The following is an 11,370-nucleotide window of genomic DNA, read 5'->3' on the forward strand; positions in this document are numbered from 1 at the left end:
TATCACGAAAACTAACAGGAGTGCGTGGTGATACCGGTAGAGCGTCATCAAAAGATTTTGTCACTGATTACTGAACGTGGCGTGGTCAGCATCAGCGAACTGATGGAAACGCTGGGCGTATCGCACATGACGGTACGACGAGACGTGCAAAAATTGGAACAGGATGGGCTACTACTCAGTGTGTCCGGTGGTGTGCGTTCGCCGGAACGGCTGGCGGCAGAACCGTCTCATCAGGATAAATCTGTCATGTTCAGCCAGCAGAAAGACGCGATTGGCCGGCTGGCGGCGCAGCAGATCCCGCACAACAGCTGTATTTATCTGGATGCAGGCACTACTACGCTATCGCTGGCGCGGCAACTGGCGGCACGGGACGATTTGCTGATTGTCACCAACGATTTTGTCATTGCCGGGTTTTTAATTGAATCCAGCCAGTGTCGTATGATCCACACCGGCGGCACCTTGTGCCGGGAAAACTGCTCCTGCGTGGGAGAAGCGGCGGCGCAGGCACTGCGTAATCTGTTTATTGATATCGCGTTTGTTTCGGCTTCTTCCTGGAGCCTGCGCGGCTTGTCCACGCCCAATGAAGACAAAGTCGCCGTCAAACGGGCGATAGTGGCAGCCAGCAGCAAGCGCATTTTACTAAGCGACACCTCAAAATACGGTCGTATCGCCACCTATCTGGCGACACCACTAACGGTATTTGACAGCATTATTACCGACGATGGTTTACCCATTGCCGCACAGGACGCGTTGAGGAAAATAGACGTTGAGGTACTGGTGGCGCGGTGATGTGGCATTGTTATGCCGATAGACAGATTTTAGGGGAAATGCAGGATGAGGTTCCCGGAGGGGCACCGCACTCCTGTGGTCGGCCCGTGTATCTCGGTGTTTAACTGACCGGCATGAGACGCGGGGCGGGTTGCCCTGTGAGGAAGCAATATTCTGATAATAAAAAGATCACTTTCTCACATAATAAAAAATAGCGTGTTGTTGGTAGTCGAAACAGTGCGCGACATAAAATGGGAATGCGTATTTTGCGAACAATAGCGACATGATAATCAGATTGACAGGCCAAACGCACGGTGGCGGAATGCAATCGTATGCAGTTGTCATTTGTCTGTCATTTAGTGGTTATTTTTCTGTCATCTGGGCATGCCATGTTAGCTCCCGAATATAAAACACGCCGTTTTACTCAGGCGTAATCAATGATTCCAGGAGACAGGCATGTTTAACCACGCTATTCGTAAAGCCGTAGCCGGTGTAGCCATTACAATGGCACTTAGCACTCAGGCACTGGCGGTAACCGAGATCCCTTTCTGGCACTCAATGGACGGTGAATTGGGCAAGACTGTGAATTCGCTGGTGGACCGCTTTAACCAGAGCCATAGCGATGTCAAAATCGTACCCGTCTACAAAGGTAACTACGACCAAAATCTGGCGGCGGGTATTGCTGCATTCCGCAGTGGTAATCCACCTGCCATCTTACAGGTTTATGAAGTGGGCACGGCTACCATGATGGCCAGCAAGGCGATCATGCCTGTCTACCAGGTGTTCCAACAGGCCGGCATCCCATCCGATGAGAAAGCGTTTGTTCCCTCGATATCCGGCTATTACTCCGATTCCAAAACCGGGCACCTGCTGTCGCAGCCATTTAACAGCTCAACACCGGTACTGTATTACAACAAAGATGCCTTCAAAAAAGCCGGTCTTAATCCAGAACAGCCACCTAAAACCTGGCAGCAATTGGCCACAGACGCCGCCAAATTGCGTGCTGCCGGTATGAAGTGCGGTTATACCAGCGGCTGGCAGGGCTGGGTTCAGCTTGAAAACTTCAGCGCCTGGAATGGTTTGCCCTTCGCCACTAAAAACAACGGTTTTGACGGTATGGATGCTGTGTTGGAATTCAACAAGCCGGTGCAGGTCAGGCATATCCAGATGTTGGAAAATATGCTTAAGAAAGGTGATTTCAGCTACTACGGCCGTAAAGATGAAGCGACCCCGAAGTTCTATAACGGTGATTGCGCCATGCTTACCACTTCTTCCGGCTCACTGGCCAACATCCGCCAATACGCCAAATTCAACTTCGGCGTAGCAATGATGCCTTATGACGCGGACGTAAAAGGCGCACCGCAAAACGCCATCATCGGTGGGGCCAGCCTGTGGGTGATGAAAGGTAAAGATGCCGCAACTTATAAAGGTGTCGCTGAGTTCTTGCAGTTCCTGACATCGCCGAAAATTGCTGCCGAGTGGCATCAGAAAACCGGTTATCTGCCGATTACGACTGCTGCTTATGAGTTGACCAAACAGCAGGGTTTTTATGCTAAGAACCCCGGCGCAGATATTGCAACTCGTCAGATGCTGAACAAGCCGCCGTTGCCGTTCACCAAGGGTATACGTCTGGGCAACATGCCGCAGATTCGTGCTGTTATGGATGAAGAGCTGGAAAGCGTCTGGACTGGTAAGAAAACCCCGCAACAAGCGCTGGATTCCGCCGTAGCGCGCGGCAATGTGCTGTTGCGTCGTTTTGAACAAGCCAATAAGTAAAATTGTATTCCGGGCCGAAAGGAATCGGCCATCCCTTTCTGAGAACGATGTCCATGACCTCTTCCCGTCCTGTTTTTGGTCGCAGCTGGCTACCCTATGCACTGGTTTTACCGCAGATGGCGATCACTGTGGTTTTTTTCCTCTGGCCTGCCGGGCAGGCACTGTGGTATTCGGTACAAAACGTGGATCCGTTCGGGTTATCCAGCCAATTTGTCGGGCTGGCTAACTTCGTCAACCTGCTCCACGACACCTATTACCTGGGAGCGTTTTACACCACGCTGGTATTCAGTTCTCTGGTGGCGGGTTCCGGGTTGATTATTTCGTTGTTTCTGGCGGCATTGGTGGACTATGTCATCCGTTTCAGCCGTTTTTACCAGACGCTGCTGATGCTGCCTTACGCTGTGGCGCCGGCTGTCGCAGCGGTATTGTGGATGTTTTTGTTCAATCCCGGAATGGGGTTGATTACTTATGCACTGGAACAGGTTGGGTATAACTGGAACCACGCACAGAATAGCGGCCAGGCGATGTTTCTGGTGGTGCTGGCGTCGGTGTGGAAACAAATCAGCTATAACTTCCTGTTTTTTCTGGCTGCCTTGCAATCGATACCCCGCTCCCTGATTGAAGCGGCGGCGATTGACGGTGCCGGTCCAGTCCGGCGTTTTTTCAATCTGGTACTACCGCTGATTTCGCCGGTGAGTTTCTTTCTGCTGGTGGTCAACCTGGTGTACGCCTTCTTTGATACTTTCCCGGTGATTGATGCCGCCACGGAGGGTGGGCCGGTGCAGGCCACCACCACGCTGATTTACAAGATCTACCGCGAAGGGTTTGCCGGACTCGATCTCTCCAGCTCGGCGGCGCAGTCAGTGGTGCTGATGTTTGTGGTTATTGTTCTGACCGTGATTCAGTTCCGCTTTGTCGAACGAAGGGTGAATTATCAATGATCAGGAACGCAATGATTGAAAAACGTCGCGGGTTGGATATTTTCAGCCATATCATGCTGGTTATTGCCATTCTGGTGGTGTTGTTTCCGCTGTATGTGGCGTTTGTCGCTGCGACGCTGGATCATGATCAGGTATTTCAGGTGCCGATGACGCTGATTCCCGGCGGCCATTTGTGGGAAAACCTGAGCTACATCTGGCAACATGGTGTCGGCGACAATAACAGCGCCCCTTTCGGACGGATGCTGATTAACAGTTTTATCATGGCGCTGACCATTACGCTGGGGAAAATCAGCGTGTCGATGCTTTCCGCCTTTGCCATCGTTTATTTCCGCTTTCCGTTCCGTAATCTATTCTTTTGGCTTATTTTTATCACCTTGATGCTACCGGTAGAAGTACGTATTTTTCCGACGATTGAGGTGATGTCCCAGCTCCATATCATGAACAGTTACACCGGATTGACTCTGCCGCTGATGGCGTCTGCCACTGCCACATTTCTGTTTCGGCAATTCTTCATGACCTTACCGAATGAACTATTGGAAGCGGCGCGCATTGATGGTGCTGGCCCGATGCGCTTTTTCTTCGACATGGTGCTGCCATTATCCAAAACCAATCTGGCGGCACTGTTTGTCATCACGTTCATTTATGGCTGGAATCAGTATCTATGGCCATTGCTGATTATAAGCGATGCTCGTCTGGGTACGGCGGTGGCCGGTATTCAGAGCATGATTGCCATCGGTGATAGCCCAACCGAGTGGAATCAGGTGATGTCGGCAATGTTGCTGACCATGTTGCCGCCGTTGTTGGTTGTGATGCTGATGCAACGCTGGTTCGTGCGCGGCCTGGTTGATAGTGAGAAATAAAACGTTATGGCGGGTTATCTTGCCCGTTAATCAGAGGGCCGCTGTTGCGCGGCGTTACGTATTTTCCCCCGGATATTTTTTATGGCATGTTTAAAACTTCAGGCCGTTACCAAATCCTACGACGGCAAAACACAGGTAATTCAGCCCATTGATCTGGATGTGGCAGACGGTGAATTTGTGGTGATGGTCGGGCCATCCGGCTGCGGGAAATCCACACTGTTGCGGATGGTGGCGGGGCTGGAACAGACCACCAGTGGCGATATCTATATCGGTGACGAACGGGTGACCGATCGGGAGCCGAAAGATCGCGGTATTGCGATGGTTTTCCAGAACTACGCGCTTTATCCACATATGAACGTTTACGATAATATGGCTTACGGGCTGAAAATTCGCGGGTTTGGTAAAGGGCATATTCGCCAGCGAGTAGAGGAAGCGGCCCGTATTCTGGAACTACAGCCCTTGCTGACGCGTAAACCGCGTGAGCTGTCTGGCGGTCAGCGGCAGCGTGTGGCGATGGGACGTGCCATTGTGCGGGAACCGTCGGTGTTCCTGTTTGATGAACCGTTATCGAATCTGGATGCCAAGCTGCGTGTGCAGATGCGTCTTGAGTTGCAGCAACTGCACCGGCGACTGAAAACCACCAGCCTGTATGTCACTCACGATCAAGTGGAAGCGATGACGCTGGCCCAGCGGGTGATTGTGATGAATAAAGGCGTCGCCGAGCAGATTGGCGCACCGGCGGAAATCTACCGCCGCCCGGCGTCCCTGTTTGTAGCCAGCTTTATCGGTTCTCCGGCCATGAATCTATGGGCCGGAAACATGAGTGATGATGGTAGCCGTTTTGCCCTGTCACCCGATTTTGCCATTCCATTGTCGATACCGAAACCACAATGGCAGGGATGTGCATTGACGCTGGGTGTGCGTCCGGAGCATATTCAGCTCTCTACACAAGCGGCGGGCGGCATTCCGCTGATCGTCGACACACTGGAGTTGCTGGGCGCGGATAATCTGGCGCACGGTAAATGGGCGGGGCAAAATATTATTGTGCGTTTGTCGCATGAACACTGCCCGGACGTGGGGTCGACCTTGTGGCTGCATTTGCCGGAAACAGCATGGCATTTATTTGATTCACAAAGCGGATTACGGATAGAAGCATGATAAATAACTGGCCTTACCCGGCTATCGTCGCCCACCGTGGCGGCGGTTCGTTGGCACCTGAAAACACGCTGGCGGCGATTGATGTCGGTGCCCGGCACGGTCACCGGATGATTGAGTTCGACGCCAAGCTATCGCAGGACGGGCAGGTTTTCCTGCTACATGACGACACGTTGGATCGTACCAGCAATGGTTGGGGTATGGCGGGTTTGTTGCCGTGGGATAAGCTGGTTACGCTGGATGCCGGTGGTTGGTACAGTCAGGATTTCAAGGGCGAGCCGCTGCCACTGCTTTCTGAGGTGGCACAGCGTTGTGCAAAATATGGTATGGCGGCAAATATCGAAATCAAACCCACCACTGGCTGTGAAGCTGAAACCGGGCGGGTGGTCGCGCTGGCAGCCCAGCAATTGTGGCGGGACCATCCGGTGGCGCCGTTGCTTTCGTCTTTTGCGGTGGAGGCGTTGGCGGCGGCACAGCAAGCGGTACCAGGATTGCCGCGTGGCCTGTTGCTGGATGAATGGAATGACGACTGGCAAGTCCTGACGCAACGCCTGGGCTGTGTCTCCATTCATCTGAATCATCAATTGCTGGATGAATCTCGAGTGGCGTTACTGAAAGATGCCGGGTTACGCATACTGGTTTATACCGTCAATCAGCCAGCGCGAGTACGGACCTTGTTGCAATGGGGCGTTGACTGTATCTGTACTGACCGGATAGATTTGATTGGGGCAGACTTTGCTGCCGGCTGAATTCTGCTTGTCTTGCCGATTAGCGCACTGAGTGCCGGTTAAAAATAAGCGTTAAGGAAGGGGCAATGCCCACGTTTATCATTTCTCTCTGGCACCAGATTTTCCTGTCATTACCTCTGTTTGTATTGATTATGCTGGGTTACGGCCTGATCCGTTGCGGAAGATGGTCTACTGCGGTCACGGATGCTCTCAGCAAATTTGTATTCTCCGTTGCCCTGCCTGCCATGCTGTTTCGCATGATGTGCGATTTCTCCAAACGACCGTCCGTGGATGCTCGTTTGCTGATCGCTTTTTTCGGCAGTTGCATGATTGTATTTGTGCTGGGACGGCTAATTGCCAACAAGATATTCCGGCTGGATGGTGTATCCGGCTCTGTATTTGCCCTAAGCGGTATCTTTTCCAATAACGTGATGCTGGGTTTGCCGATAGCTACCCTGATGCTGGGGCCAGCAGCTATCCCGTCAGTAGCGTTGGTGCTGGTGTTTAATGGCCTGATTTTGTGGACGTTGGTCACTATATCGGTAGAGTGGGCGCGCAACGGTACGCTGTCCATGCAGGGATTCACTAAAACCACGCTTGGCGTACTGAAAAACCCACTGATTGTTGGCATTCTTTCTGGCACGTTATTTAGTCTCACTGGGTTGTCGCTACCATCCACAATTGATAAGCCGATCGCCATGCTGGGGCAAATCGCGGTACCACTGTCGCTGGTGGCGCTGGGAATGGGACTGGCGGAATACCGTGTCCGTGATGGTTGGCAGATCAGCATGGCTGTCTGCATTATCAAATTGTTGGTACAACCGCTGGTGGTGTGGCTGTTGGCCCGGGCGCTTGGCCTGCCGGAGATGGAAACCCGGGTGGTGGTGCTACTTGGCTCAATGGCGGTAGGCGTTAATATCTATCTGATGTCACGTCAGTTTAATGTGCTGGGTGGTCCTATCGCCGCCAGCCTGCTGATGTCTACCGCGCTGGCGGCGGTTACTACGCCGCTGATTCTGACCTTGATGGGGGTTCGGATGTGATGTCCGGTTCTGCCGCGTTATTTTGAATTCGGTTTCTGTGCCTGTAGTCGTTGTTGCTGGAGCTGTAATTGCAACTGCTGTTGCTGTTCACGGCTGCGCTGCTTGATATCCTGGTTCAGGCTCTGTTGATGTATCTTTTGATTCTGTTGCATATTCTGTAGCAGCTTTTTCTGGCTGCTAATGCCGTTATCAAATTCTTTCTGCTGGGCTGAAGGCGCCTGTGCATTACCGGCCTGTACCGCCAGCGGCAGTAGCAGTGAAGTCAGTAGTATGACCGGGATAAGTGTTTTATTCATATGACCTCGGTAACAATAGTCCATTTTAGTAAACGTATCTTAAGTATAATCGTCAATCAATGAATCGTCCTGATATAGACACCGGCATCGGTGAGCCCCCGGTTTTGGGGTGATCCCTATGAATGATATATACTGCCGTCAAAATTTTCTTTGCGATTGACCTCATCCCATGTTTCATATTGCGCTCTACGAGCCACAAATTGCACCCAATACTGGCAATATCATCCGGCTGGCAGCCAATAATGGCTGTTTCCTGCATTTGATTGAACCGTTCGGTTTCGATTTTGAAGAAAAAAAATTGCGCCGTGCCGGACTGGATTATCACGATCTGGCCAGTGTCAGTCGTCATAAAAACTATCAGGAATTTCTGCAGGCGGTGGAAGGATGCCGTATTTTTGCCTGCACCACCAAAGGCAGTCGTCCATATGACGAGCCCAATTATCAGCCCGGCGATGTGTTGCTGTTCGGTTCGGAAACGTCTGGACTGCCGGATGCTATCCGTAACGGTTTTGCGCCGGAATGTCGTATCCGCATTCCAATGGAGCCTGACTGTCGCAGCCTGAATCTTTCTAATTCGGTGGCGATTATTAGCTACGAAGCCTGGCGACAAAACGGATTTGGTGGTCGGCGCTAGTCTTTAGTGATATCGATACTTGCCAGAAGGATGGTGAACCATACTTCTCTCTGGTTCGCAGAAAATCGACTCAATGGGTGATCGGCACCCGTCGGGCAGGAACCGGATTGATAAGAAATACCGCTTCGCCGCGGTAGAAAGGTGAGGCGGCTAGTCGATATTGCCAGCGATCGTCCCACCGTCCATGCTGTATTAGCCCAATACGAAAGGGAACTTTTAGTGCCAGCAGGGCGGGCAGATAATCACGGTAATTATTGATGGTATGGCGCCCCTGATAGGTTTGTACCACCAGTTCATCCACGACGTGATTCAGTCGGTTAAGCTGCTTAATGTCACCGGTTTTCGCCCAGTCCAGCAGGCCGGTAACGCTCAGGCGGCACGCTGTGGGCAACTGTCGCCGCAGTGTCTGCAGGAAGGTTACGTAATGTGCTAATTCATAGCTTCGTGCGTCGAAATCAATTTGAATACCCGCAACCTGATTACCGTTGGCGAGCCATTTCTCCCGTATTTTTAACATCCGGCGTAGCTGCTTTTCACTGATGTTCAGTGTTGAGACGCGATAGGTGAGCCACAAATGGTTGATATGCAGCTTGCTGACAGGAATTCCCTGTCGCAGAAAGACGGTTTTGCCCTGACGACGGGTGATCTCTCCCTGATGCAGATAAAGTGTCTCTGCCTGATGCAACACTGGCTGAGGCCGGACAGCTGCCCACAACCAGAATGCATGATAGTGAGCGGCGTTAACGGCGCTATAAACCACCGGACTAAGCACTAAAAGGCTGGTCAGCAAGGCGATACGCGTCACCAATAGTATTTGAGCTGCATCGCCCATTGACTGCCTTTAAACTCGGTTTTGAGTTGTTGGAACCAGGCTCTGCGGGTCGCCTTACTGATGTTCTGTGATCCACAGTCGTTATAGCCGCTGGGGGCGTAACAATAAATTGCGCGGTAGAGCGCATAACTCTTGTCTTCCGGTGGCGCTTTCGGAGAGGCGATGACCTGCATGTAACCATCCAGGCGGTTATGCTCATCACCAGTAAACTGGCTTACGGCTTCCGTCAGGCCGCTGAGCATATTGTTTTCTCCCCAATCGAATCCTACTGTATTTCCGGTGCGCAGGAAAAATTCTCCCAGACAGTTAATGGCGTGGGCATCATTCGGATTCTGGCTCAGCGTGGTGACCGTCTGTTGCAACGTCGGGCATTGATAGCCATCTTCGGTATCACTGCCGTCCCAGTCAAACACTGTCAGATCATCCTCACTCCAGCTTTGGTTTTCGGTGCTTTTCAGCGGCGCAATAGATTTCAGCAATGCGCTGTCTTTCAGGTAACCGGCGTAATCACCGTGTGTTAACTGTTTGGTTAACAGGGTATGTAACGCAATCGCCCGCTCTTCATGGCTTTGCTCGGGGCCGGTCTGCTTACGCAGCAGGTCGGCATTCGCGCTGATTTTCAGTATTGCCGAGCGAAAACGCAGGTTAGTTATCGGACTTTCCGGTGTGAACACCAGCTCCGGGTGGCCACTGTTGACCAGTGTTTGCGCTAGCGCCAGTTGCAGAAACTGTTGTTGGGTATAGTTGGTTTTCAGGGTTAAAAGATGACGCCAATGCGCGGTGGCGGCGCTCCATTGTTTCTGATGGTCCAGTGCCAAACCACGCAGAACCTGCGAACTGAACGCCGTAGTGTGGGTCAGGTCCTGGCGAGTGGTCATAGGGATGGTTTTGAGTACTGCCGCATAATCCTTCTGTTGGTAAAACTGAAATGCAGCTTGCAGGTAACGATATTCATCCCGCATGCCCGCTTTTTCAAACCACGGCCGCTGCTGGTTAATCTCTTCTTGCTTCAACGCGGGAAGACCCATCCAGCCATCCTCACTACGCAGGCGTTTGATATCCTGCACCAGCATCAGAACGGGCACTTCAGCCGAAGCAATAAATCGACTGTCTTCCAGCAATTTGTTGTCAACTTCATTACTGACTTCCTGTAAATCGCTGACGTTATTCACCGATGCCAGCGTTTTCTGATAACTTTCTGCCAGTTCACGCATATCACCAATGATCCAGTAGGCACGACGATACAATCCACGAGCCGAATCTGCGTAGTTCCCGTGCGGATAGTGCTTCAGATAGTCGTTAATACGTTGTACGGCGGTCTGTCCGGCTTGTTTATCCATCTTGCGCGCATCGAACATGTTGTATTCGTCCTGCGCGTTTTTCATCGCGTCATTAATGGCAACGCGTATCAGCATATAACGAGCGGTTTCCGCCACCCACGGCTGGCTGGCGTTGACCAGTTGCTGGAAGCCGCTGCCCGCCTGATCAAGATTCCCTTCATAAAACGCTGCGGCGCTATCGAGGTAGTGCTTGAGATCGCCCGCATGGCCACTATCCGGCAGATTGACCCGTTCCGTCGCTATCGCCTTGGAAGGATGGTCGGTCGAGATGATGTCTATCCGGATTTGTGCCAGCAAGATACGCTGCGCGTCATCCAGATCTTTATCATTTAGCAATACATCGAAAAAAGTCGCCAACGCAGTCAAATCATTAGAAACCCAGCGTCCTTCCATCTCCATTGGTGTCAGGTCGCGCAGCTTTTCCTGTGTAGCTGATGGAAGATGGAGCAGTCCGGCTTTTTGCAGTAGCACCGCGTTCTCCTGCGCCACCACATCATCGGCGGAGGCATTGTCATCCGCCGCATTGTTTGGCGTGACGTCTTGCGTGGTGTCTTCCGTTGCCGCCAGTCCCATTACCCGATAAGCAGTGAACGGATCAATACGAGAACTGGCCTGATCCGGCACTGGCAAGGGAATGGGTAAGTCAATATGATTGCGACTGCTTTCCAGCAGCATCAGATTCGTGCGAGTATCGTTATCAGGCAGGAGGTAGGGCAGTGCTGGTATACCGCAATCAGCATCTGAAAAGCCACAGATGCCGTCGCTGGAGCCGAACGCATAAGTGCTGAGTACGGTAATGGCGACGCCAGCCAGTACAAATAATCCTTTCATGCCCATTTTCCTGTGGTGAGGTGTCAGGTGACATTTAAGAACCTATCTCATTAGGCCAGGAACTCCCTGCAAGACATGCGCCTAATGGGATAATTTCTCCGTTGTCAGCGCCGAATATAAAACTAACGGCGTCGAGCACACACTCTACCCGACCTAAAGAAAAACT

At 52.0% G+C, this 11,370-nt stretch carries 11 protein-coding genes; 8 read left to right on the top strand and 3 right to left on the bottom strand.

Annotated elements, in window-relative coordinates:
• Window positions 1-27 precede the first annotated feature (27 nt).
• The 7 genes from ygbI (at window position 28) to CWC46_RS03390 (ending at window position 7,271) form a co-directional block, all read left to right on the top strand.
• Entirely contained in the window at window positions 28-789 is a 762-nt protein-coding gene (gene ygbI, locus CWC46_RS03360) for a DNA-binding transcriptional repressor YgbI (RefSeq protein WP_021013604.1), read from the top strand.
• Window positions 790-1,224: 435 nt separating this feature from the next.
• The gene (gene ugpB, locus CWC46_RS03365) at window positions 1,225-2,544 is read left to right on the top strand and encodes a sn-glycerol-3-phosphate ABC transporter substrate-binding protein UgpB (protein WP_021013603.1); all 1,320 of its coding nucleotides are present in this window, start codon (window positions 1,225-1,227) and stop codon (window positions 2,542-2,544) included.
• Window positions 2,545-2,597: 53 nt separating this feature from the next.
• Window positions 2,598-3,485, top strand: a complete 888-nt coding sequence (gene ugpA / locus CWC46_RS03370) for a sn-glycerol-3-phosphate ABC transporter permease UgpA (protein ID WP_021013602.1) — start codon at window positions 2,598-2,600, stop codon at window positions 3,483-3,485.
• An 11-nt stretch (window positions 3,486-3,496) separates the two neighbouring features.
• Window positions 3,497-4,345 (top strand): sn-glycerol-3-phosphate ABC transporter permease UgpE, encoded by an 849-nt coding sequence (ugpE, locus tag CWC46_RS03375; RefSeq protein ID WP_021013601.1) that lies wholly within the window; start codon window positions 3,497-3,499, stop codon window positions 4,343-4,345.
• A gap of 81 nt (window positions 4,346-4,426) precedes the next feature.
• Window positions 4,427-5,503 (top strand): sn-glycerol-3-phosphate import ATP-binding protein UgpC, encoded by a 1,077-nt coding sequence (locus CWC46_RS03380; RefSeq protein ID WP_021013600.1) that lies wholly within the window; start codon window positions 4,427-4,429, stop codon window positions 5,501-5,503.
• Window positions 5,500-6,249: a glycerophosphodiester phosphodiesterase gene (gene ugpQ, locus CWC46_RS03385; RefSeq protein ID WP_021013599.1), complete on the top strand. Its 750-nt coding sequence runs from the start codon at window positions 5,500-5,502 to the stop codon at window positions 6,247-6,249. The genes CWC46_RS03380 and ugpQ overlap by 4 nt, the downstream gene beginning before the upstream one ends.
• A 65-nt stretch (window positions 6,250-6,314) precedes the next feature.
• A complete protein-coding gene (locus CWC46_RS03390; RefSeq protein WP_021013598.1) occupies window positions 6,315-7,271 on the top strand; it encodes an AEC family transporter in 957 nt (318 codons plus the stop codon).
• A 17-nt stretch (window positions 7,272-7,288) separates the two neighbouring features.
• On the opposite strand, the gene CWC46_RS03395 is transcribed toward CWC46_RS03390, so the two are convergent.
• Window positions 7,289-7,567: a hypothetical protein gene (locus CWC46_RS03395; protein ID WP_021013597.1), complete on the bottom strand. Its 279-nt coding sequence runs from the start codon at window positions 7,565-7,567 to the stop codon at window positions 7,289-7,291.
• A 169-nt stretch (window positions 7,568-7,736) separates the two neighbouring features.
• Between CWC46_RS03395 and CWC46_RS03400 the strand changes: the two genes are divergently transcribed.
• Window positions 7,737-8,201, top strand: coding sequence for a tRNA (cytidine(34)-2'-O)-methyltransferase (locus CWC46_RS03400; protein WP_021013596.1), 465 nt, complete (start codon window positions 7,737-7,739; stop codon window positions 8,199-8,201).
• Between the two features lie 70 nt (window positions 8,202-8,271).
• Here the strand turns inward: CWC46_RS03400 and CWC46_RS03405 are convergent, their stop codons facing one another.
• Both CWC46_RS03405 and CWC46_RS03410 read right to left on the bottom strand, forming a co-directional pair.
• Window positions 8,272-9,033 carry a DUF3142 domain-containing protein gene (locus CWC46_RS03405; protein WP_021013595.1) on the bottom strand — a complete coding sequence of 254 codons (762 nt, stop codon included), beginning with the start codon at window positions 9,031-9,033 and terminating at the stop codon, window positions 8,272-8,274.
• The gene (locus tag CWC46_RS03410) at window positions 9,003-11,204 is read right to left on the bottom strand and encodes a PA5441 family protein (RefSeq protein ID WP_021013594.1); all 2,202 of its coding nucleotides are present in this window, start codon (window positions 11,202-11,204) and stop codon (window positions 9,003-9,005) included. The genes CWC46_RS03405 and CWC46_RS03410 overlap by 31 nt, the downstream gene beginning before the upstream one ends.
• Between the last annotated feature and the right edge of the window lie 166 nt (window positions 11,205-11,370).

The organism is Prodigiosinella confusarubida (assembly GCF_002847015.1).
Classification (GTDB): Bacteria; Pseudomonadota; Gammaproteobacteria; order Enterobacterales; family Enterobacteriaceae; genus Prodigiosinella; species Prodigiosinella aquatilis.